Below are 24,221 nucleotides of genomic sequence, written 5' to 3'. Positions count from 1 at the left end.
GCACATGCACGCAACAAGACTTACAGAAAATAGGTATTCCTGCAAGAAAAAGAGTAGCGTTATGTAATTGTAATGTTTGATTCATCATTGGTCTTTTTTGAATTTGGTGCAAAGATAGTTATTTATTGCATATTTTCAAAATAAATATGCAATAAATAAAGAGAAAGGAATATCCGGAACGAGATAGATGGTTGTAAAAAGTTGGTTATGTGCTCTTTCCCTTATAATTTATCCCAGTTCACAAGAATCTCTTTTAACTTTTGGGGCCTGTATCCGAGCATTGTCCGGGCTTTATCAATACTCATCCCACTGAAGCGGGGACGGGGAGTGCTTTCATTCATTTTTTCTGTGGTGGCAGGATGGATAAGAGAACGGTCGAGTTTCATATAATCTGCTACCTGGTAGGCAATCTCTGCAATGGTCATGCATTCATCGCCACAGATGTGGAAGATGCCATTCGCCGTATGTTCTATTAAACGTAGCACTCCATCCGAAACGTCTCCAACATAGGTTGGTGTCCGCCATTGATCGGATACGACACGTATTTCTTGTCCGGCTTTCAGACGGTTCATTACTAGCTGTACAATATTACCATGTTGTCCCGGTAGTGCCTTGCCATAAACGATTTCTACACGGACAATGGCATAACTGCTGCAAGTTTCTGTCACTCTCTCTTCTCCTTTCCATTTGGTATATCCGTAGTAGTTGATCGGGGCAGGGAGGTCTTTTTCTGTATATAACAGCCCGGCAGCTTCGTTTATCTTTCCATCAAAAACAAAGTCCGTAGATAAATGAATGAACCGGCTTTTGTATTCTTCGCATAAATCGGCCAGTTGGCCTACTGCGGTAACATTGGTAAGATAGGCTTCTTCATGATGCGTTTCGCAATAGTCCGGCACGGACAGAGCGGAGCAATTAATGACTACATCGGGTTGAACCTCTTTGAAGAGATGCCTAACGTCCGCTTCATTCCGTATATCTGTTTCGATGAAACGATAATCCTCCGCGTTATTGGGAAGAATATCCGGATGCAGGGAGCAGCCCGTCAGCTTGTATTGTTTACAAGCAGATAAATCATTTACAATCTGGCGTCCGGTGAATCCGTTGGCGCCGATAATTAATATCTTCTTCATAAGGTTCTATATATAGATGTTATAGATTATTTCTACAAAAATAAAAAATAATATCAACTACGCAAATAGATTTCGTACTTCCCTTCTTACTTTGCTCCCGATAACGAGATTTATATGAATTGATAAAAGAAAAGATGTATGGAAAAAGTAATTATGGGAACACGTTTACCCGCTAAACTTTGGTTGGATGAAGTAGAGGACTCTTGTATGTCGCAGATTATGGATTTGACTTCACTGCCTTTTGCATTTAAACATATTGCCATCATGCCTGATGCGCATGCGGGAAAAGGAATGCCTATTGGCGGTGTGTTGGCTACCAATGGCGTGATTGTTCCCAATGCTGTGGGAGTGGATATCGGTTGTGGTATGTGTGCGATTAAGACGAATCTAAAAGCGGAAGATTTTAGTTATACGGATTTGACTTCCATTATGTCGAAGATTCGTGCAGTTGTTCCTTTGGGATTCGATCATCAGAATAAAAAGCAGGATCAGGAATTGCTTCCGCAAGGATTCGACTTTGAAGAGATGCCTGTTTTGAAGAATCAGTACGAGGCTTGTTTGAAGCAGATAGGAACTCTGGGAGGTGGAAATCACTTTATTGAGATTCAAAAAGATACCGCAACGTCTGATGTTTGGGTGATGATTCACTCCGGAAGCCGTAACATTGGTTTGAAGGTTGCCAATCACTATAATAAGATTGCGCAATATTGGAATGAGAAATGGTATTCTAAAATGGTATCGGGACTAGCTTACCTGCCAATGGAGACACAGATGGCAAAGGATTATTTCCGTGAAATGAATTACTGTGTGGCCTTTGCCTTTGCCAACCGTCAGTTGATGATGACTCGTATTTGTGAAGCCATCCAGGCAGTGAAACCTGAAACGGACTTTGATCCTATGATTAATATTGCCCACAACTATGCAGCTTGGGAGAATCACTTCGATCAGGATGTGATTGTACACCGAAAAGGTGCTACGCGTGCCTATGAGGGCGAGATCGGTATTATCCCCGGATCTATGGGTACCAAGTCTTATATTGTTGAGGGACTGGGTAATCCGGAGAGTTTCAAAAGCTGTTCGCATGGTGCAGGTCGATTAATGGGAAGAAAGGATGCCTGTCGCCGTTTGTCACTGGATGAAGAGAAGGAGAGAATGGATCAGCAAGGTATCATTCACGGACTTCGTTCGCAGAACGAACTGGATGAAGCACCGGGAGCTTATAAAGATATTGCGCAAGTGATAGCGAATGAGCGGGACTTGGTGAAGCCGTTGGTGGAGCTGGCTCCAATGGCGGTGATTAAGGGATAATGTCATGCCATGTTTAAAGGAGTATCTAGCGTATGGACATAAAAAAAGGAGCAACGCCTTGCTCCAACCTTTGTTAACCTTAAATCTAATACTATGAAAAACACAATGCAAAGATACAGACTATTGCGAAATTAGCAAATAATCCAAGAAAAAAAGTATGTTTTATAACATTGATTAAGAATTGGTTTTCTCAATTCAATTTTTATTAAGAGATTTGACAGACCACATGTGAAGAATCAACTCTCTACCACCGTATGCTTCTTAGAGTAGATTTAATGAGTGGCAATATACCACGCTGTTTCGTTCTTTTTTGAAGCACCCGGATTAGTGCTTGGGTCGGAAATCGTGATTCCGGAGAAAGTATTGATATCAATTCTTTCTCCATAGTAGGAGGAAGAGATTGCTGTAAAATACTGTTTGGTATTCCTTTTAAAGGGTACAGTGCGTTTCAGCTGCTCGTTGAATTGTTCTAATAGATCCGGATCGGAACATAGTTTGGAAACGTAATCACCGTAATCAAAGAATATGGTAGGCGTATATCCGTCTAATCTTTGTAATTCGCCCGTTAATTCTTCGTTAAACGTATAACGCTGATTTATTTCTTTCATAATAGCCGCCAGGTTGTCCAATTCCGAGCAATCAGTAACACCGATTGTTCCGCAGGGAGTCACATAATTTGAATAAAAAGAATAGAAACCGTCACAGACCTTTTCGTAATCTATATTTCCGATTAAGTACTGGCCTATCTTGTCGTATGGCATCCCATAGGCCATTATTTCACTTGTAGAAGCTATCAAGTGGCTTGTTACGTTTTTAAGGTCATAGGCAACCTCTACCGTAGACATATAGCAGTCATCGAAAAGTATATATTCCATCTTTAGGCCCGCGTTCGAAATACCTCCGGCAAGCGTAGTAATATCAGTTTGATATTTCGTTTGTGTTCCTCCAAAAAAACGTGTCATCGGTGCATGTTCATACTCCCAGTGCTTTTTACTAATCTGCAAGCTGCTGCGTGAAACTGCTCTCGATACAGGTATCCATCCCATTCCGTGGCATCCGATAATCATTGCATATCGTTTGGCGGGAGCATAGGTTTGTACATCGTTCAAAATAGAAGTGATGCCCTCTGCAGTTGTATAGGTAGGATCCGGATAATCGTAGTTTTTTAAAGTCTTCTGTACACCTTTGCCATTCTCATAGACAAGTTCGGAGAGAGTGGCTTTGGTGGCCGATGTACATATAAATACGATCACCCGTTCATTCTTCAATATATTGTTTCCGATGATACTTTTCAAATCGGCAATGTTCTGATAGAAAAAAGAAGTGAGATTGTTCGACCAGGGTAGATACATGAACACCGTCTGTTCATTATTCGAACGAACAACAGGATCAGTCGGATCGGGATCTGTCGGATCAGTAGTTGAGTCATCCGTTTGCCTTGTAGTTGGAGAGGTAGAAACAGGATCCTCTTTCTCACATGAAATCATGCCAAAAGAAAGAAATAATACAAAGAGGATTGATTTCATCAGACGATAATATGGTTGCATTGTTTCCATTATTCTACAAGGATTAAATAATCTTTTTATATGTAACGTAAAAAGAGAACCTTTTGATCTGTCTTATCGAGACATAATTGACATCTCTCTTTTTGCAAAGTTATTGAAAAATAGCGTAATTCCTATATTATCATGAATAAGAAAAAGGAGAGAGCTTACGTATAGACATAAAAAAAGGAGCAACGCCTTGCTCCAACCTTTGTTAACCTTAAATCTAATACTATGAAAAACACATTGCAAAGATACGGACTATTGCGAAATTAGCAAATATTCCAAGAAAAAAAGTATGTTTCATAACATAGATTAAGAATTTGATATTCCAATTCAAATTTTATTAAGACTTTTTGATTGCTTTATCTTCCTCTAATCCCTTTGACATATACTTTCAATTAGGTATCCTGAAATCATTCGGAGAACAACCTGTGATTTTCTTAAATAACCGGCTGAAATACTGTGGATTCTGAAAACCCAGCTCTTGCGTTATCTGATTGATTGTTTTATCAGTATTCACCAACCAATCTTTGGCAATCTCGAAGCGTTTGAACTCGATATACTCTTTAAATGATTTCCCCGTTTCATACTTCAGTAAGTCGTTGAAATATTCAGGAGACAAATGAAGCAGGTTCGCACAATACTTATGTGAAAGTATATCGACAGTCGGTACCTGTTTCGTTTCAAAATGGTTATTTATGATTTTATCGAATTGTTTGATAATCGTTTTATTCGCTTCATTACGTGTAATGAATTGGCGTTCGTAGAAACGGATACAGTAATCCAGCAATAGTTCTATATACTTGGAAACTATCTTCTTGCTATGTCGGTCAATGCAACGTTCGAGTTCCTGGTTTATTTTATCCATAAACTCCAGAATGATTTGCTTCTCGCGCAAAGATATATGTAATGCTTCTTCAGGCAGATAAGAGAAGAAAGTATAGTTATGTATATTAAGTCCGAGCGGAGTGCCACAAATCAGATCGGGATGAAAAGCCAATATCCATCCTTTGGAAGGAAAATTCTTACTGTTTTCCTTCATATTGATAGACTCTCCGGGACTAAGGAAGAGCAAAGTACCATCCGAAAAATCATAATACTGGTGACCATACATATACGCTTCACATTTACACTCACTCAATAGAATCGTATAAAAGTCGAACTTGATGCCCGTATGAGCTGACAAGTCAGCCTTTGAGAGATCGATGACACTTACCAGCGGGTGTAGTGTCTTACTCCCCAGGCAACAATTGCATTGATGCACGGTTCCTATTTTGAGTACTTTATCTCCCATGATGTTGAGACTCCTGTATCTAAAATACGTCTAGTTTTTTTGTTTATATTCGTTCGGGGTGCAGCCGACATGCTTTTTAAATAACCGACTGAAGTGCTGTGGATATTGAAATCCCAGTTCATAAGCTACCTGGCTGACAGTTTGAACACCTTCCAGTATTCTTTCTTTGGCCAGTTCGATAATCCGGCACTGGATATATTCCTGTGCAGTTTTTCCGGTTTCCTTCTTTATCAGGTCCCCGAAATAATTAGGAGAGAGGCATGCCTTGTCTGCAAAGTATTTCACGGATGGCAGTCCTTCGGTCATTGCCACCTGATTTTGGAAATATTCGTCCAGTAATTGCTCGAATTTAACGACTATATCTTTATTCGCCTGATTGCGTGTAATGAACTGCCGTTCGTAGAAACGCATACAGTAATCCAATAGCAGTTCGATATTCCGTACGATAAGTTGCTTGCTATGCTTGTCGATAGTATGCTCCAGTTCGAGCCGGATTTTATGTATGCAATCGGTTACGATTTCTCTTTCCTGATCTGAAAGATGCAATGCCTCATTTACCTCGTAAGAGAAAAAAGTATAGTTTTTGATATTCTGTCCTAATGAAGTTCCACGGATTAAATCGGGGTGGAATAAAACCCCAATCGACTTGGTACGGGGAGCCGTTCGGTTACGGTTGTCTATTCCGCTCACTTGTCCCGGTGCCATACAGACAACCGTTCCTTCCTGATAATCGTAATTCTTACGTCCGTATGTGAGATCCCCGCATTTGGCATCTTTCAGGAACAGACAATAGAATCCGATGTTCATACGGATATACTCAACCGACTTGGTAGCTTTTGAGAAGTCGATTACATTAACTAAAGGGTGCAATGTCTCCAGTCCAAACAACTGGTCATACTGATCGACGGTTTCAATTTTTGTTATTTCATCCATATGCTTTGTTATTAATCTGATACAAAGATAAAACATTTGGAGGTATCTTTTTTATTTCATACCTCAAATCAGTAATAAGGGTACAAGAATCAGTAATCTGTATACTACATAAACTTGCGGGCGGAAAAATAAATGGCAATGATTGCTGGAAGTAAGTCATGGAATTGATATATTTGCTCCGGAGAATATAAAAAAACAGGTTTTATGAAAGCATTATTCATTGGAGGAACGGGTACTATCAGTACAGATGTAGTTGCATTGGCGCAACAGAGAGGGTGGGAGATTACTCTCCTTAACCGCGGCTCAAAAAAAATGCCGGAAGGAATTCACAGTATCATTGCGGATATTAATGATGAAGAAGCTGTGGCAAAAGCCATCGCACTTGAACATTACGATGTGGTTGCGCAATTCATCGGTTATACGGCAGAAGACGTAAAGCGTGATATCCGCCTGTTTCAGAATAAAACGCGGCAATACATCTTTATCAGCAGTGCCTCTGCCTATCAAAAGCCATTAACCGATTATCGCATTACCGAAAGCACCCCTCTGGTCAATCCCTACTGGCAGTATTCCAGAAACAAGATAGAAGCGGAAGAAGTATTGATGTCAGCCTACCGGACAAGTGGCTTTCCGGTGACCATCGTTCGTCCCAGCCATACCTATAACGGAACCAAACCTCCCGTAGCCGTACATGGAGATAAGGGAAACTGGCAGATTCTCAAACGGATTCTTGACGGAAAACCTGTCATTATTCCCGGTGATGGCTCCTCTTTGTGGACACTGACTCACTCCAAAGATTTTGCCAAAGGCTATGTCGGACTGATGGCGAATCCACATGCCATTGGGAACGCTTTTCATATCACTACCGATGAAAGTATGACTTGGAATCAGATTTACCAGACAATCGCCGATGCGTTAGGCAAACCTCTGAACGCATTGCACGTAGCATCCGATTTCCTTGCCAAACATAGCGATCATTATGATTTCAGGGGGGAACTCTTAGGAGATAAAGCGGCTACGGTTGTTTTCGATAATTCGAAGATAAAGCGGCTCGTCCCAGATTTTATATGCCATATCTCTATGGCGGACGGATTGCGGCAAGCTGTACATTATATGCTTTCTCATCCGGAAACTCAAACACCCGATCCGGAATTTGATTCGTGGTGTGACCGTATAGCCAATGCAATCAGTGCGGCAGACAAAGCCTTCTGATTTTCCTGATTTTAATAAGTACCTGCCACTAATTAATTGCTATTTTTTAGGCACGGATTACACGGATTAACGCGGTTATTTTTCAGCAATGATAACCCTAAAGACCGTGACATACGTGTAATCCGTGCCTAATTATTATTTAATAAGGAACATTTCTTCCTTGCTGCACCTCAATTCGTATTCCGAAATTACCATTGGCAGATTTCAGTTCGAACGCTCCCCGGAAATTATTCCTTTCCCAAGGCATAGCGCTACGGTTAGGCACCCGCCAGCCATCCTTGTTGTAATCTCCGTAAGTATTGATTCTCATTCCGTTTTTCAGTTTGAAAGATCCCATCTGCATAAACTGTGGAGAAGAAGACAATCCCCAACCATATCCGTATCCAAAACCGGCAAACCCGGAGTAAGAAGACGAAGAAAAAGAGTCGGTGAATCCTTGAGAATAGGTAATATCCGTGTTTAAACGAAAGAGCTGATTATAATCTTTCGTCATATTAGGCATATCTAAATTAAACTTGGGAAGTTCGGGAGTTGCTACGTTCATTAACCCCATATCCAGCAGAAAACCACCAAACTCTTTGATATTGGTAGATGGAGCACGACGAATACTATCGGAAGGAATTTCCGACTGTGCGGATGCAAAACCGACCGATAATATCAGCGAAAGAAATAGAATCAGTTTTTTCATCTTCGTAAAGGTTGATTTACCACAAAGATAGATAATTTCCACCTGACTATCCGCTTCCGTTATGTTTTCTTAGAAAAAAACTTATCTTTTCAATTTAATCACCGGATAAACGACAGGAGCCGTCTCCCATTTCCTTTTCATCGGGTTGTATGAGCGTTCCATACCTCCATGGAGTTCGATATAATCGTTGAACTTGATTTCAAGCATCATGCCATAACCGCTTTGCGGATAGATAGGAGTGAGATATCCCTGCGAAGCATTTCGTTCGCCATTCACAGAATATTCGCCGAAAGCCCGTATACGCAGAAATTTATTAATCCGGTAAGCGGCCGAACCGCTAAAACCAAAATCATTTCTGGCACCATGTTGGAAAGAAGGCATTGTGTACTTGGCACTGAACAGCCCACCTGAAAGCTCCCATCGTTCATTAGGGGCATACGTATAAATGGCACCTACCTGAATATGCGTCCCCATGGTAGGATACGTATTATGCAAACTATACGTACTTAAATAGCTGTTAGCATTGATCCCGAAAATATCCGACCGATTATAGTCACGGCTGAAGGGATCGAAAGAAGTACCCAGTCTGGGAGTAGGCCAGGGAGTATCCATAAATTCGGGAGGAGATATATGAAGCGTCATGCTATCCGTTTGAATGGTTGGCTTCCTGTCGTTCGGCGTTATATTCATATCGGGTAAGATGAAGCCCTCCTTATCCATATTTAATGGCTGCTTTTGCTCCGGTGGCAGAAGAACCGCACGGCCGATGCTATCCTTTTTTACTTCCACCTGTTGCGCAAATGCGGTACAGGTACAAAGTAAAAACATAAATCCTGTGAACTGTCTTTTATTCATGGCACTTTGCGGTGTTAAAGAGTTTAGTTGACAATCAGTTTATAACCGATTCCCCGTACATTGACAATACGTATCTGTTCATCTTGCGAGAGTTTATGCCGCAATTTGGTAATGAACACATGCAAGCTTCGGGAATTGAAAAAACTGTCGTCTCCCCAAAGTTCGAGCAAGACATCCTGCGTGTTGACCACCTGATTCCGGTTTTCGCAAAGCCGTTTCAAGATTTCCGATTCACGATGAGAGAGTTCCTGTCTCGTTCCTGCGTGTAATAAAGTTTGTGCAACAGGATCAAACAGATAACTTCCTATCTCAAAATGATTGGCAACCTTATTCTCTGTGAAGAGAAAAGCCTTTCCCATCAGTGCTTTGATTCGGATAATCAGCTCTTGTATACCGAAAGGTTTTTTCAGGTAATCATTCGCTCCGAGTTCAAACCCCTCCACCACATCATTGATGGCCGAACGGGCAGTCAGGAATAAGACAGGAGTCTGTTTATCCGTCTGGCGGATGCGACGTACCATTTCAAAGCCATCCATTTTCGGCATCATCACATCGGCTACAAGTACATCCGGATGAAGTTCGAAGAAAAGGCTTAGTCCTTCCTCACCGTCATTCGCCGTATGAATGATAAAATCATTTTCTTCAAGTGTATCCTTGATAATCATGGCGAGCGTCTGTTCGTCTTCTACCAGTAATACGGTAATTTTGTTTTTACTCATGATTTTATGGGTTTATAAAGTAATGGTAAAAGTGCTTCCTTTGTCCGGTTCACTTTTTACGGTGATAGTTCCTCCATGTTTTTCGACCATACTCTTGACATAGAACAGTCCTAGTCCGTAACCTTTTATATTATGAAGATTACCCGTCGGGACCCGGTAGAATTTATCAAATATGTGCTTTTGTTTATCAAGTGGAATCCCGATTCCCCGGTCGGTAACGCTGACGGTTACTGTCCCCCCAGTCTGTCGGCAGGAAATAGACAATTCGGCTTCCTCTTTCGAGTATTTCACTGCATTATCTATCAGGTTACTGATGATGTTGCTGAAATGCGTACGGTCGGCTACAATGACAAGCGTTTCCGGTTGAATATCCAATTCGATATGTACAGGCTTGTCCGCTTTTAGCTGGTGCTGCTCCATGAGCGGAGTAATCAACTCCTTCAGGTTGATTTCCTCCGGATGCAAACGAAACGTTTTGCGACGCTCCATTCCCATGGATAAAATCTGTTCCACCAGCCCGCTAAGCCTTTGCAACTGCTCCTGACTGATGCGTAGATACTGGTCGCGCTTGCTTTTCTCTTCCGCCTGGTTAAAGTTCAGTAATGCGTCATTAGCCGCATAGGCTACGGCAATGGGAGTCTTTAATTCGTGCGTGATATTATTGGTAAAATCACTTTTCATTTCATCCAGCGTTTTCTGTTTCAGAAGCGTCCGGATAAGGAACCAGAAAGAGAATCCGAGAATCAGAAGAATTACAAATGAAGTGACCAGAATACCTGTCATCTGCTTTAACACCAATGAATTGATCGGCTCGAACACCAGTTGGTAGCGTTGGCTGTGATGCATATTAAATTCATAGTCATAGCGGATTGCCTTGGGACTGGGAATATAACTGCTATCTCCCGCAATACCTAATGTATCGGTATATACAATGGAAGAATCGGCACTGATTCCGGTATAAATCAAAAGAGTGTGATGAGGAATAGAGAGATTATGCTCTTTCATCACATGGGTGAGCAAACTGTCATATCGCTGCAGGTTGACATCTATATAAGTGTCCACACCCGAATGAATACCCTGCTGAATACTCATTAACAGCTCCTTTAGCGAATCTTGCTTTTTCAATAACACATCCAGCCCGTTCTCGCTACTTGCAACAGGTGTAGAATCTTCCGGAGCGTTACCAACGGCCTTTACCGTATCCGTAGTAGTTTCTGTCCGGGAGTGTATCGTATCCTGACGGCTACTATCCGTATAAGAAATCGTTTGTTTAGTCACTAATGAATTGCCGTCCGCATCATATCCGGCTGATACCGTCAGCGAACCGTGTTCCACATTATCTTTTTGCAAATCATTTACCCGGAGCACGACCTCGTTAAAGTCACTCGTCCGCATCGCATCTCTGATATTGCTCTCCATTTCCATCTTCATAGACCGGTAAAGCCCTGTCAACCAATAAGCTTGATAAACAAAGATTCCGATTAATGAGCAGATAACCAGTATGACAATATGTTTTAGTGGTAATTTCATACTGACAAAGATAATAGGAAACTATTCTTATTCTTCTCTTTGATAAGACTAAATAACACTAGATAAGCCAGTGATAACGCAAATTTCCATTTTTTCTACCGTATTTTGTCGTATTCCAAAAATAAAGACGAAATGAAACGGATTAATTTACTATTTATGTCTCTTCTATGTGTGTGGATATCCGCTACAGCACAAGTCGGACAACAGTCACAGGAACCTGTCGACAGTATCAAGAATATAGGTTATATGGATAGTTTGTTTCAGGAACTGCCCGAAGTGATGATTATAGGTGAACGCCCTATCGTGAAAGCCGAACAAGGCAAACTCGTGTATGACGTGCCGAGACTGGTGGGCAACCTGCCTGTGGATAATGCCTATGATGTTGTGAAAAATCTTCCGGGTATAGTAAATATGAATAATAGTCTGATGTTGGGAGGACAGGAGGTAACTGTTGTCATCAACGGAAAAGTGACCACTCTGTCTGCCGAACAATTGGATGCTTTATTAAAATCGATTCCTGTCAGCCGGATTGAAAAGGCGGAAGTGATGTATTCCGCTCCGGCACGCTATCAGGTACGCGGACCGATGATTAACCTGATATTAGCACCCGGCACAGGACAAGCATCTTCCCTTCAAGGAGAACTCTATACAGCTTTTAACCAACATCACTACGAATCTTTGGCAGAACGTGGAAGTCTTCTGTACTCCGGACGTAAATTCTCTGCAGATCTTCTTTACTCTTACTCTTATGATCGTGACCGAAGGATTACGGAGAAAGAAGCACTTCACACATTAGCCGATGGTTCAGCGCATCAGATGGATATGGATGAAATAATGACTTCCCGTACCAACAGTCATCAGATACGTCTCGGAATGGATTACTCTCTAGCAGAAGATCATCTGTTAAGCCTGGTCTACACAACAGCTTTTACCGATTCCAAACATTATTCCATAGCTACCGGTGCGCAAAACTCTGTTACCGATTCACAGGGAGACAGCCAGCTCCATAACGCAAAGTTAGATTATCAAACCCCTTTCGGGCTGAAAGCTGGAGTGGCATTTACATCCTATCATTCTCCCGGCAGCCAATTATTATATAGCACGATGGGAACAGAGACAATGAATTTCTTAAGCCGCGATAAACAACAAATCAATCAATGGCGTTTTTATGCCGGGCAAGAACATACCTTAGGCAAAGGGTGGGGATTGAATTATGGTATGGCTTACACGACCGCCTTAGACCATAGTTACCAGAAATATTACGATCCTGAAACAGACCACTTACTGCCGGATAATAATATGGCCTCCCGCCGTCGCGAACAAACCCTGAATGTTTATGCAGGACTGAATAAGAGCTTTGGCGATAAACTCTCGGCCGATGTTTCCCTGGCAGCAGAGCAATATCATACAGATATCTGGAATGGATGGAGCCTCTATCCGGTAGCTAATCTGACTTATATGCCTGCCGCCGGACATGTCCTGCAACTCTCATTGAGTAGTGATAAGGAATATCCTGAATACTGGAGCGTGCAGAACTCTATTTCTTACATGGGAGCCTATTCTGAAATTCAAGGTAATCCCTATCTTAAACCTGCAACGAACTATGAAACGAGTTTCACTTATATATTGAAAAGCAAGTACGTCTTTTCTGCCTTTTATAGCTATACAAAAAACAACGAAATGCAAACCCTTTACCAGTCACCTGAACGTTTGGTGGAGATTTACAAGCTCTTCAACTTTGATTTTTCATCGCAGGCCGGATTAATGATGACAGTTCCCTTCAAGGTAAAAAAATGGCTGGACTCCCGTATTACAGCCATCGGCTTTCGCTATCGCCAAAAAGACAGTGATTTTTGGGATATCCCGTTTGACCGTAAACTATATACATTTGTGTTGACGATGAACAACACCTTTACCCTTTCCACAAAACCCGACTTAAAATTCACTTTGACCGGATTCTATCAAAATAGAGCCATCCAGGGTATTTTCGATCTTCCCCGTTCGGGAAACCTGGATGCGGCACTTCGTTACACCTTTGCAAAAGGAAAAGCACAACTAACCTTGAAGTGTGATGATATATTCAACACTTCTACCGTTTCGACACAAGTTCGCTACGGATTGCAGAATGTAAAGAACCATTATATGCGGACCACCCGTACATTCGGCGTTTCGTTTAACTATAAGTTTGGGGGATACAAAGAGAAGAAAAGGGAAGAAGTAGATACCTCCCGTTTTAAATAAACGCTAATTAATTTTTAGACATAAGAGCGAGAAAAATTTCAGACATAAGAACAAAAGAACATAAATGCTGCGCTTTGAAAATTATTTCTGTTGTTTATTTAACTGCTATTTTATTTTTTGTTCTTATGTTCTTCTGTCTGAATTAAATTCTCATTTATAAAATGAACTACTTAGTTCATTCTTTTGATGCTTTCCATGTTTGGGCATATTCTTCCAACACACACTTGATGCTTTGTCCGATTTTCACATAATCGGCCTCATTCAAATTGGCTAGTGACACACGCACACTCCATTTCGGTCCGGCAAAGCCACCACCATTCAACAGAACGAGTGAAGTTTCGTTTGCCAGGCGGAAAACCACATCCAATGGATTGTAGGTCTTTTGCAGATAAGTAACGAAGTCATCCCCATAGAATTTCTTCGCCCATACCAGCATATCAATCTCCGAATAATATCCGGCACGCAGCGGATCTTCTACCAGTGTGAAACCTGTATTATCCCACAATGCATGCAGGCGGCGATGAATAATTTCCTGCATCTTGGCTTTATAACTGTCCTCTTTATCCAAAAGCGAGAAGAGGGCAAACAAACTCATCTGTATCTGTTGGGGCAGGGAAAGCCCTGCAGTATGATTCAGCGCAATTTGTCGGCTGTCAGCCACCATGCGGTCAATAAATTTCATCTTTTCCGGTTGCAGGCTAAGGCTGGAATAACGTTTGTTTAATATTGATTTCTGCTCCTCCGACAGGCGGGCAATCATTTTGTCGTAGATGTTGTCTTCGTGTAGAGCGATCACAGCGGTTCTCCATCCTGTAGCTCCGAAATATTTGGAGAACGAATAAACGCAAAGCGTATTGTGCGGCAACTCTGCCATCAATGAACGGAAATGAGGAATAAACGTTCCGTACACATCATCCGTGATAATCATCAGGTTCGGATTATCATTCTTCACAATGTTGATGATACGTTCGGTAGTCTCTTTGCTAAGTGCATAGCTGGGCGGGTTGCTCGGATTGGTGATAAACAACGCTTTGATCCGCGGATCTTTCAGCTTGTCTATATCTTCATCCTTATACTGCCAGGTATGTAAACCGTCAGGAGTCATCTGGTCGGCAGAAATTTCGGTAACGTCGAACTGATAGCGTCGCAGTTCCGGGATTTCTATATAAGGAGTGAACACAGGAACCATCAAAGCAATAGCATCCCCCTGGTTCAACAGGAAATTCTCTTGCAAAGAATCGAACAGATAACACATGGCTGCTGTACCTCCTTCAGTCGCGAAAAGGTCAAAAGTTCCTTTCGGCGGACGGCGGTCACACATCTCTTGCGCCAGGTAATCCTGTACGATTAACTCCGTAAAATGTAAAATACGGTCGGGCACAGGATACTGGTCGCCAATCACCGATTCCGCCCATTCGTGAATAAGCGTATCCGGATCGGCAGCATGTTCCATCAGCATATAATTATAGCCCTCTTTCAACAGGTTAGCACCGGGAGCTTTCTCGTTTTCTTTCAGGAAAGCCTCGAAACGGGCAGCAATTCCCGCCTTTTGCGGAATACCTGCTATTCCTTCTTCCAGTGAAAACGCATGACGACATTCGCAAAGGCCGAATTGTCCCAGCAGAAAAAAGGCTTCGCGTGGTTCGGTAGCAATCCAGTTCGGGTTACCTCTTCCGGCATTCAACATGGTATGTGCTATCTTCTTGATACTTTCATCTGCCATATTGATCAGTTTGTTTTTCAGCTCGAACGGGCTGATCGTTTCCATTTTCTTGGCATAACTTTTGGTAATGGCAGGGTTATTTGTTTTCTTTTCCATAATGATATTTATTTATATAGTTTTACATAAGTAGTACGATGACAACTCCCCAGATAATCAGGAGCGTATTGCCGACTGCATACGTCACCGTATATCCTAATGCCGGTGTGTCGCTTTCCACTGCATCCTGAATAGCTCCCAATGCAGCTGTTGTAGTACGTGCTCCTGCCGTACATCCCAATGACAGGGCAGGGTGGAATTTGAACAAGTATCTCGCCATCAGCAATCCGGCGAGGAGAGGAATGGCCGTTGCCAATGCGCCGACGATAAACAGACTGACGCCTACTTCCTTGAATCCGGCAATGAAACTGGGACCTGCGGCGATACCGACCACTGCGATAAACATATTCAGTCCTACATTATTCAATACCCATAAAGAAGGTTCGGGGATACCTCCGAAAGTAGGATGCTTGCTGCGTAGCCAACCGAACAGAAGTCCGGCTATCAATGCGCCGCCACTGGTAGAAAGACTGATAGGAACACCTCCCAGATGAATAGCCAGTGCACCGAAAAGACCACCGAGCAAAATACCCAATCCAACGAAGATCATATCCGTCTGGTTGGTAGGCCGGTCAATATAGCCCATTTGTTTGGCAGCACTTTCCACTTCATGTTTAAGACCGGTAAGTTCGAGAATATCTCCCGAATCTACAATCGTTTTAGGCAATACCGGAACATTGATTCCGGCACGTTTGATATTCCGGATACTAACCCCGTGCATAAACTTCTGCGCCCTGATTTTGGAAACCGTTTCTCCGGCAAAAGTCCGGTGGGTCACCATTACAGGAAGAGTTTCTGCAGGGAAGTCGAGTAATTGTGCATCAATCACTTCCGGACCGATCCAGTCTTCTTCTCCAATCACAAATTCACGGCGTCCGCTAAGTACCACTTCGTCATTCTTATGAAGAATCAGGTTCGGATCTACTTCCTTCACCACTCTTTTTTGACGAATCCGTTCTACAAACAGCCGTTTATCATTTTTACATAGATAAGCTTCGAGTTCACTGACTTTCTTTCCTTTGTCAAACCATTCATTGGTGATTTTATAAGCACGGAACACAACCGGACGAAGAGCCGGGGAAAATCCGGGTTCGTCAGCTTCCGATGTTCCCATTTGAGCCTCCAATTCCTTGCAGTCGGCCTTCACCTTATCCAGTCCACCCAGCATTTTAGGGCCGAGAGAAGCCAGAATCCACGCCGAACCGGCCGTTCCGAAAATATAAGTTACGGCATACGCTACCGGAATTGCATTGATGAACGTGGCTTTCTGTGCATCGCTGATTCCCAGCTGGTTGATCGTATCGCTTGCCACGCCGATAACGGCGGATATTGTTTGTGAGCCTGCCAACAGTCCGGCAGCTTCTCCTACATGATATCCCATGATTTTGGCCAGTATCCACGGGGCTACCAGACTGACAATACACATCAGTACGGCAAATCCCACTTGTGGCAGGCCGTCTTTCTTCAATCCGCGGAAAAACTGCGGACCTACCTTATAGCCAACGGCAAATAAGAAAAGCAGAAAGAACACAGCTTTCATCGGACCATCTACAGTGATATTCAGTTGTCCGACCAATACTCCGACCAGAAGAACGCTGGTGACTGTCCCCAAGGAGAATTTCCCTATTTTGAGTCTGCCAAGCCAGAACCCGGCAAAGAGCGTCAGGAAAATAGCAAGTTCAGGATGTACCCTTAGTTGATTAATAATCCATTCCATAATTAAGTTGTTGTTTTAGGTTATGTCATTTACAACAGTTATAGCGTAAAAAGAGTTTGTTGTGTTATGAAAAATAGAGATATAATATCCGTCGAACTTTAAATTTCTCTATTTCGCTTTTTTGTTATACTTTTGTTCCTTCAAAAATAAAACTAATCATATTCTGTATGAAATCAGACATAGAAATAGCTCGCAGTATTGAGCTGAAGAAGATTAAGCAAGTTGCCGAAGGTATCGGAATCCCTCGTGAGGAAGTGGAGAATTATGGCCGCTACATAGCAAAGATCCCCGAACAACTGATTGATGAAGAGAAAGTGAAGAAAAGCAATCTCATTCTGGTAACTGCTATCACAGCAACCAAAGCGGGCATTGGCAAAACTACAGTATCTATCGGTCTCGCTTTGGGATTGAATAAAATTGGAAAGAATGCGATTGTCGCTCTTCGCGAGCCGTCTCTCGGTCCATGTTTCGGAATGAAGGGAGGAGCAGCCGGTGGGGGATATGCACAAGTGCTTCCGATGGACAAAATTAACCTCCATTTTACCGGAGATTTTCATGCCATCACTTCTGCCCATAACATGATTTCCGCCCTGCTCGATAATTATCTCTATCAGAACCAGGCAAAAGGTTTCGGATTGAAAGAAATTCTTTGGCGGAGAGTGCTTGACGTGAACGACCGTTCGTTGCGCAGCATCGTTGTCGGCCTCGGACCTAAATCGAACGGGATTACCCAAGAGTCCGGTTTCGATATTACTCCTGCTTCGGAGATTATGGCAATTCTTTGCCTTTCCAAAGATGTGAGTGATCTGCGTCGCCGTATTGAAAATATCCTGTTGGGCTTCACGTATGACGACCAACCTTTTACTGTGAAAGATTTGGGAGTGGCAGGAGCCATCACTGTGTTGTTGAAAGATGCTATCCATCCTAATTTAGTGCAGACTACCGAAGGAACCGCTGCTTTTGTACATGGTGGTCCGTTTGCTAATATCGCACATGGTTGTAACTCTATTCTGGCCACTAAATTGGCAATGTCTTTCGGTGATTATGTAATAACAGAAGCCGGATTCGGTGCCGATCTCGGTGCAGAAAAATTCTATAATATCAAATGCCGCAAGAGCGGACTCCAACCACGTCTCACGGTGATTGTCGCTACGGCACAAGGATTAAAGATGCACGGAGGTGTCAGTCTCGACCGTATCAAAGAGCCGAATATGGAAGGCTTGAAAGAAGGATTGCGTAATCTCGACAAACACGTTCGTAACCTTCGCTCATTCGGTCAGACCATCATCGTAGCTTTCAATAAGTTTGCATCCGATACGGATGAAGAAATGGAATTACTGCGCGAACATTGCGAACAGTTGGGAGTGGGTTTCGCCATTAACAATGCGTTCAGTGAAGGAGGAGAGGGAGCAGTAGATATGGCCCGTCTGGTAGTAGATACCATAGAGAACAATCCGTCCGAATCTTTACGCTACACTTATAAAGAAGAAGATAGCATACAGCAGAAGATTGAAAAGGTAGCCACTAATATTTACGGAGCCAGCGTTATTACTTATAGCAGTATTGCCCGCAACCGTATCAAACTGATCGAGAAAATGGGAATTACTCATTATCCGGTTTGTATTGCGAAAACACAATATTCATTTTCTGCCGATCCAAAGATTTATGGTGCGGTAAACAACTTCGAGTTCCATATTAAAGATATTGTTATCAATAACGGAGCTGAAATGATTGTAGCCATTGCCGGAGAAATTCTTCGTATGCCGGGATTACCCAAGGAGCCGCAGGCATTGCACATCGATATTGTGGATGGAGAAATAGAAGGATTGAGCTAAAATATATACCTCAAAAAAATATTCCGGTATGATGCCGGTAAAATAAATCCCCGTCTTTCCCTATGAAATAAAATGTGGAAAGACGGGGATGACTGTATATAGAGTCCAGTGCGCTTCTGTTTTCTCTTCTTGCACACTGTACGGTTGAATTCGTCCTTGCTATGAGTGATATATGACATCATATATTTCTTTTATAGTAAGAAAAACGAAAATATGGACAGATGGTTCGGGCGGGACCGTTAATAAATAAAAAAAGCCTGCTCCTTTCACAAAGAGCAGACCTTATAAATAAGAAATAAAGCTGATAACAGTGAAGCTATTAGCTTTGAAATCGTTTTTTAATAAGCAAAAAGAGGATATTTCTTCATTGTCTCATTGACACGTGCACGTACTTGTGCAATAACTTCCTCATTTTCTACGTTAGACAATACAGTCTCGATCATTTCAGCAATTTCGAGCATCAAATCTTCTTTTGCACCACGAGTTGTGATAGCAGGAGTACCCAAACGGATACCGGAAGTCTGGAAAGCTGAACGGCTGTCGAACGGAACCATGTTCTTGTTAACAGTAATATCGGCAGAAACCAATGCTTTTTCTGCCACTTTACCTGTCAGTTCAGGATATTTGCTACGCAGGTCGACCAACATAGAGTGGTTGTCTGTACCACCGGAAACGATAGTAAAGCCACGGTCAATCAAAGCCTGTGCAAGTACAGCAGCGTTCTTTTGTACTTGTTTAGCATATTCCTTAAATTCAGGTTGCAGGATTTCACCGAAAGCAACTGCTTTAGCAGCAATTACATGTTCCAACGGTCCGCCTTGAACCCCTGGGAATACGGCAGAATCCAGTAATTGAGACATCATCTTGATCTCACCTTTCGGAGTGGTCTTTCCCCACGGATTGGGGAAATCCTTACCCATCATGATGACACCACCACGAGGTCCGCGAAGTGTTTTATGTGTAGTAGAAGTGACGATATGTGCATATTTAACCGGATTTTCGAGCACTCCGGCAGCGATCAGGCCGGCAGGGTGAGCCATGTCAATCATCAGGATAGCGCCTACTTTGTCGGCGATTTCACGCATACGTTTGTAATCCCATTCACGAGAGTATGCAGAACCACCACCGATAATCATTTTCGGTTTCTCACGTAGAGCGACTTCTTCCATCTGGTCGTAGTCAACGCGTCCAGTTTCCTGATTCAGGTTATATTCGCAAGGAGTATAGATGATACCGGAAGTGTTTACCAGTGAGCCATGAGAAAGGTGTCCGCCGTGTGCAAGATTTAATCCCATGAATTTGTCGCCCGGATTCAGAACTGCGAGGAAAACAGCAGCATTAGCTTGTGCTCCCGAGTGTGGTTGTACGTTTGCCCATTCCGCGCCAAAAATTTCTTTCAGGCGGTCGATAGCGATTTGTTCGCTTTGGTCTACTACTTCGCAACCTCCGTAATAACGTTTGCCGGGATAACCTTCTGCGTACTTGTTAGTCAGGCAAGAACCCATTGCCTGCATAACCTGGTCACTCACAAAATTTTCTGATGCAATAAGCTCGATTCCTTTCAACTGACGTTGATGCTCTTTTTCGATGATGTCGAAAATGATGTCGTCTCTTTTCATTCTTTTATAAGTAAGATTAAATTTCTAATTCGAGATACCTATTTTAAGCGCACAAAGTTAATGAAAATAAATAAAGAATGAAGGAAGTACAAGAAAAATGTTAGTAAAAAGCCGGATTTAATGATATTTTATTCTTAAAGGATGAATCCCAGCGAAAAACTTAACGCGCTGTCACGGCGACGGAAAATAATGTTGCTCACTCCTGTGCTGCCGTCGGAATTGATATTGTCGTAAATGATGGACTTGGAGATATTTCCGATGCCTTGCTCGTAGCGGAAATCGAAAAAGATACGGGAGATGTTGACGCCTACACCGATCACTGCACTGACATTGAACGGATACAGCCTTTCGTGAATCCCTTTTTGGTCAAAATTCTTAAAAGTGATTTCATTGTGTTTTCCCCATAAGTAGCGAAGTTTGGGGCCTGCGAAGATAGACATTCCGTAAGGCCCTTTTTTCACCACATTATAGCCGTATAAAATAGGGAAATCCACACTGTGCAACACCGATTGCACGGAAGCATAATCAGGCTCGATGGCAGGATGCTGCGAACCGAGCTTATCGAAAGTGATCTCACATTTGCTTACATTATAGGACACTTCCGGCTGAATGAAATGCTTCTTCATGTTGATGCGCATAAAGAGGGCGCCGAAATAACCTATCTTGTAGTTATTCTGCACCTCATCGATAGTTACATCCTTAATTTTCAGTTCAGACACCATGAACATGGAAGAGTTGAATCCCGCCTTGATACCGATATTTATTTTTTTTGTATTGGGGCGGTCTACTTTTTCTGCGTTATAGTTCTGGCCGACAGCCGTGCAGGCTATAGCTAACAAACCGGGAAGGATGAATTTACGCAGCATATTCATGGCAATATCGCACTTTTTATGATTTCTTCTTTTCTACACTCCAACCGAACTTACCGATTTTCTCTCCCAGATTATAATATCCTCCGTGCACATATACCAGCGGATTGGCTTCGGCCAGTTCCAGCTTTCCGGTTTCAGGATTCAGGTTCCGGTCGTCCGCACGCACATTTACTACGTCAGCGATAAACATATCGTGTGAGCCGAGAGAGATGATTTCTTTCACACGGCATTCAATGCAGAGAGGAGATTCTTCAATCAACGGAGCACTAACCACCGTACACTGTCCGGGTGTCAGCTTCATCTCATCAAATTTATGATAATCACGTCCCGAACGAACTCCGCACCAGTCAGTGGCAAAAGCCATATCTTTCGTTGTCAGGTTGATGACAAACTCCATGTTTTTTTTGATAATGTCATAAGAATGGCGTTCCGGACGTACGGATATATAACACATGGGCGGGTTTGTACAACTCGTACCCGTCCATGCTACTGTGAACATATTATATTCGCTTTCTTCCTTTCCGCAGCTGACTAGTACAGCCGGCAGCGGATAGATCATCGTTCCTGGTTTCCAGTCCTGTTTCATAGGGCTATACGTTTATTCAGAGGATTGTAATCTCTTCACGTTTCTGCTCTTTCTCGCAATAATGGCACTTTACGATACAATTATCCTTGTCTATCACATGAAAGATAGTGGCCATCGGTTCGTTGTTGGTGATACATTTCGGATTGGCACATTTCACGATGCCCCGAAGTTCATCCGGCATTTTCACCTCTTTCTTTTCCACTACTTCGTAATCGCGGATGATATTCAGCTTGACGTGCGGGGCAACTACTGAAATACGGTTAATCTCTTCGTCGCAGAAGAATTTATCTGCAATCTTGATGATCCCTTTTTTACCCAGCTTCTTGCTGTCGAGGTTGAATCCGATAGTGATATTGCTAGTCATCTGTTCCACACCGAGCAGTTGCACTACGGTAAAGAGCTTTTCGGATGGGATATGGTCAATCACTGTCCCGTTTTTCAGGGCAGCTACTTGCAATGCTTGTTTATTTTCGCTCATAATAAAATATCGTTTTTAACGTCATCTAATGTGATACCTAATACATCGCAAAGGATTGCTTCGCGGGCATACAGACCGTTTTGTGCCTGTTGGAAATAATATGCTTTCGGATTGTTATCCACATCGTAAGCAATTTCGTTGACACGGGGAAGCGGGTGCAGGATACGCAGGTTCGGACGTGTGTTTTCCAGCATTTTGTTACGGAGAATATATACATTCTTCACCCGTTCATATTCCATCAGGTCGGTGAAACGTTCGCGTTGCACACGGGTCATGTACAGAATATCGGCGTCAGCGATAATCTCTTCGGTAAAATCCGTATGTTCAACGTATTTTATTTGGTGCGTTTTACAGTAAAGTTTGTATTCTTCCGGCATTTTCAGCTCTTCGGGAGCGATGAAGTGGAAAGTCGGATTAAAGTGTCGCATCGCCATCAGCAAAGAATGTACGGTGCGGCCGTATTTCAAGTCACCCACCAGGAAAATGTTCAGATTTTCCAGCGTTCCTTGTGTCTTGTAGATAGAGTAGAGATCGAGCATCGTCTGCGACGGGTGCTGGTTGGCTCCGTCACCTGCGTTGACAATGGGCACCGGGGCTACTTCGCTGGCATACCGTGCAGCTCCTTCGAGATAGTGTCGCATGACGATAATATCTGCATAGTTGCTCACCATCATGATCGTGTCTTTAAGTGTTTCCCCTTTGGAAGAGCTGGTAGCTTTGGGGTCAGAGAATCCGATTACTCGTGCACCGAGACGGTTGGCAGCTGTTTCAAAACTCAAGCGGGTACGGGTGGAAGGTTCAAAGAACAGGGTTGCTACAACCTTTCCTTGTAATAACCGGCGATTGGGGTTCATTTCAAACTGCTTCGCCATTTCGAGCATGTAGAGGATTTTTTCTTTAGAATGTTCGGCAATGGTTACTAAACTTCTGTTTTCCATTTTGTTATCTTTTATGTGGATAGAACTTGTTTTACCGGAGCGTAAAGGTACGAAGAATTTGTGAAAAGCACAGATTTTTCGTACCTTTTTTATCAGCTTTTAATCAGTCGGTTTATTTCCGTCCGCTAGCTAACGCTGCAATGATATATTTCCCCGGTGCTCCGATTTTACTCCAGGCCGTATTGGAGAGCAGTTTCCACACCTGGGTGCCTTTCCTGCCATAGTCCGATAGCCGGAGAATCGTCTGTTTCTCTTTTGGGTCAGTCACTTTATGGTTGTCCAGACTCTCCATCAATCCTGCTATGTTGTGTGTAGCCAGATTGTAGGCATACCCCGGAATTTCAATCGAAGCATCGTTAATTTCTTCTTCTTCAGAATTTAGTTTAGTTTCCTTTAGTTTAGTTTGTCGGGAAATGTCTGCATTTTCTTGACTCACCTCCTCTTGAGTTTCAAAAATGTCTGCATTTTCCGCGTTCAACTCTTCTTTTTGCATCCCTTTTTTCTTCTTGGTCTCTAATAAATAAGGTAGTTGGGAGAAATCTATTTTCCTTCGTGTAGTAGCTTCAAACCACACCCTTTGAATCTGTTCCGAAGTGAGTATGCCGTATTTTTCGTAGGTTTCCTTATGGAAAAATCCTTTTTCCAATAATAGGTCGACAATCTTTTCCATCATGTCCTCTTTGATCCCGCCGCCCACTTTACGGACGAAAATCAGGTTTTGTTCCTTTCCCCAAGAGATATAATATCCCTCTTTATATATTTTACAAAGCAATCGCATGACAATGTAAGAAGCTAATACTCCAAACTTAGCTTCTAATAGTTCCATCACTTCTTCGTCAAAGAAGTTTGCCGGTGTCGGAAAATAAGGTATCCCTTTATTAATCATATTCATTGTTC

General features: G+C 42.6%; 20 protein-coding genes. 4 read left to right on the top strand and 16 right to left on the bottom strand.

Translation table 11 applies throughout. The features are described from left to right. Positions 1 to 221: 221 nt before the first annotated feature. A complete protein-coding gene (locus Bovatus_RS04505) occupies positions 222 to 1,133 on the bottom strand; it encodes an SDR family oxidoreductase (RefSeq protein WP_004295770.1) in 912 nt (303 codons plus the stop codon). Between the two features lie 138 nt (positions 1,134 to 1,271). Here Bovatus_RS04505 and Bovatus_RS04500 point away from each other — a divergent pair, with 138 nt between their 5' ends. Next, the gene (locus Bovatus_RS04500; protein WP_004295771.1) at positions 1,272 to 2,441 is read left to right on the top strand and encodes an RtcB family protein; all 1,170 of its coding nucleotides are present in this window, start codon (positions 1,272 to 1,274) and stop codon (positions 2,439 to 2,441) included. Between the two features lie 272 nt (positions 2,442 to 2,713). Here the strand turns inward: Bovatus_RS04500 and Bovatus_RS04495 are convergent, their stop codons facing one another. From Bovatus_RS04495 to Bovatus_RS04485, 3 genes are all read right to left on the bottom strand, one after another. Next, positions 2,714 to 3,997 (bottom strand): clostripain-related cysteine peptidase, encoded by a 1,284-nt coding sequence (locus Bovatus_RS04495; RefSeq protein ID WP_004295772.1) that lies wholly within the window; start codon positions 3,995 to 3,997, stop codon positions 2,714 to 2,716. Between the two features lie 385 nt (positions 3,998 to 4,382). Next, positions 4,383 to 5,282 carry a helix-turn-helix domain-containing protein gene (locus Bovatus_RS04490; protein WP_004295774.1) on the bottom strand — a complete coding sequence of 300 codons (900 nt, stop codon included), beginning with the start codon at positions 5,280 to 5,282 and terminating at the stop codon, positions 4,383 to 4,385. Between the two features lie 30 nt (positions 5,283 to 5,312). After that, a complete protein-coding gene (locus Bovatus_RS04485) occupies positions 5,313 to 6,215 on the bottom strand; it encodes a helix-turn-helix domain-containing protein (RefSeq protein WP_004295775.1) in 903 nt (300 codons plus the stop codon). Positions 6,216 to 6,419: 204 nt separating this feature from the next. Between Bovatus_RS04485 and Bovatus_RS04480 the strand changes: the two genes are divergently transcribed. After that, positions 6,420 to 7,427 (top strand): SDR family oxidoreductase, encoded by a 1,008-nt coding sequence (locus Bovatus_RS04480; RefSeq protein ID WP_004295777.1) that lies wholly within the window; start codon positions 6,420 to 6,422, stop codon positions 7,425 to 7,427. A gap of 139 nt (positions 7,428 to 7,566) precedes the next feature. Here Bovatus_RS04480 and Bovatus_RS04475 read toward each other — a convergent pair whose 3' ends face one another. From Bovatus_RS04475 to Bovatus_RS04460, 4 genes are all read right to left on the bottom strand, one after another. After that, complete coding sequence (locus tag Bovatus_RS04475) at positions 7,567 to 8,115, bottom strand: hypothetical protein (protein ID WP_004295778.1); 549 nt, start codon at positions 8,113 to 8,115, stop codon at positions 7,567 to 7,569. Positions 8,116 to 8,196: 81 nt separating this feature from the next. Continuing rightward, the gene (locus Bovatus_RS04470; protein ID WP_004295779.1) at positions 8,197 to 8,970 is read right to left on the bottom strand and encodes a hypothetical protein; all 774 of its coding nucleotides are present in this window, start codon (positions 8,968 to 8,970) and stop codon (positions 8,197 to 8,199) included. A 23-nt stretch (positions 8,971 to 8,993) separates the two neighbouring features. Beyond that, on the bottom strand, positions 8,994 to 9,689 hold the full coding sequence (locus tag Bovatus_RS04465; RefSeq protein ID WP_004295780.1) for a response regulator transcription factor: 696 nt from the start codon (positions 9,687 to 9,689) through the stop codon (positions 8,994 to 8,996). Positions 9,690 to 9,701: 12 nt separating this feature from the next. Then, positions 9,702 to 11,219, bottom strand: a complete 1,518-nt coding sequence (locus tag Bovatus_RS04460; protein ID WP_004295781.1) for a sensor histidine kinase — start codon at positions 11,217 to 11,219, stop codon at positions 9,702 to 9,704. A gap of 132 nt (positions 11,220 to 11,351) precedes the next feature. Between Bovatus_RS04460 and Bovatus_RS04455 the strand changes: the two genes are divergently transcribed. After that, positions 11,352 to 13,460, top strand: coding sequence for an outer membrane beta-barrel family protein (locus Bovatus_RS04455; protein ID WP_004295782.1), 2,109 nt, complete (start codon positions 11,352 to 11,354; stop codon positions 13,458 to 13,460). Between the two features lie 175 nt (positions 13,461 to 13,635). Here Bovatus_RS04455 and aspD read toward each other — a convergent pair whose 3' ends face one another. Together aspD and aspT are read right to left on the bottom strand one after the other, a co-directional pair. Continuing rightward, complete coding sequence (gene aspD / locus Bovatus_RS04450; protein ID WP_004295783.1) at positions 13,636 to 15,279, bottom strand: aspartate 4-decarboxylase; 1,644 nt, start codon at positions 15,277 to 15,279, stop codon at positions 13,636 to 13,638. A gap of 22 nt (positions 15,280 to 15,301) precedes the next feature. Further along, positions 15,302 to 16,996, bottom strand: coding sequence for an aspartate-alanine antiporter (gene aspT / locus Bovatus_RS04445; RefSeq protein ID WP_004295784.1), 1,695 nt, complete (start codon positions 16,994 to 16,996; stop codon positions 15,302 to 15,304). Between the two features lie 167 nt (positions 16,997 to 17,163). Here aspT and Bovatus_RS04440 point away from each other — a divergent pair, with 167 nt between their 5' ends. Continuing rightward, on the top strand, positions 17,164 to 18,831 hold the full coding sequence (locus tag Bovatus_RS04440; RefSeq protein ID WP_004295785.1) for a formate--tetrahydrofolate ligase: 1,668 nt from the start codon (positions 17,164 to 17,166) through the stop codon (positions 18,829 to 18,831). Between the two features lie 338 nt (positions 18,832 to 19,169). Here Bovatus_RS04440 and glyA read toward each other — a convergent pair whose 3' ends face one another. The 6 genes from glyA to Bovatus_RS04410 all read right to left on the bottom strand — a co-directional run bounded on the left by glyA (position 19,170) and on the right by Bovatus_RS04410 (position 24,216). Then, positions 19,170 to 20,450 carry a serine hydroxymethyltransferase gene (glyA, locus tag Bovatus_RS04435; protein WP_004295787.1) on the bottom strand — a complete coding sequence of 427 codons (1,281 nt, stop codon included), beginning with the start codon at positions 20,448 to 20,450 and terminating at the stop codon, positions 19,170 to 19,172. A 134-nt stretch (positions 20,451 to 20,584) separates the two neighbouring features. Beyond that, the gene (locus Bovatus_RS04430) at positions 20,585 to 21,322 is read right to left on the bottom strand and encodes a porin family protein (protein ID WP_004295789.1); all 738 of its coding nucleotides are present in this window, start codon (positions 21,320 to 21,322) and stop codon (positions 20,585 to 20,587) included. A 16-nt stretch (positions 21,323 to 21,338) separates the two neighbouring features. Beyond that, positions 21,339 to 21,908, bottom strand: a complete 570-nt coding sequence (locus tag Bovatus_RS04425) for a flavin reductase family protein (RefSeq protein WP_004295790.1) — start codon at positions 21,906 to 21,908, stop codon at positions 21,339 to 21,341. A gap of 16 nt (positions 21,909 to 21,924) precedes the next feature. Continuing rightward, on the bottom strand, positions 21,925 to 22,386 hold the full coding sequence (gene pyrI, locus Bovatus_RS04420) for an aspartate carbamoyltransferase regulatory subunit (RefSeq protein ID WP_004295791.1): 462 nt from the start codon (positions 22,384 to 22,386) through the stop codon (positions 21,925 to 21,927). Continuing rightward, positions 22,383 to 23,324: an aspartate carbamoyltransferase gene (pyrB, locus tag Bovatus_RS04415; RefSeq protein WP_004295792.1), complete on the bottom strand. Its 942-nt coding sequence runs from the start codon at positions 23,322 to 23,324 to the stop codon at positions 22,383 to 22,385. Before pyrB ends, pyrI begins: the two co-directional genes overlap by 4 nt. A gap of 112 nt (positions 23,325 to 23,436) precedes the next feature. Beyond that, positions 23,437 to 24,216, bottom strand: coding sequence for a DUF4373 domain-containing protein (locus tag Bovatus_RS04410; protein ID WP_008648002.1), 780 nt, complete (start codon positions 24,214 to 24,216; stop codon positions 23,437 to 23,439). Between the last annotated feature and the right edge of the window lie 5 nt (positions 24,217 to 24,221).

This window comes from Bacteroides ovatus (assembly GCF_001314995.1).
GTDB classification, from domain to species: domain Bacteria; phylum Bacteroidota; class Bacteroidia; order Bacteroidales; family Bacteroidaceae; genus Bacteroides; species Bacteroides ovatus.
Note: the sequence above shows the minus strand (reverse complement) of the source record. Positions and strands in the feature narration are given on the sequence as shown.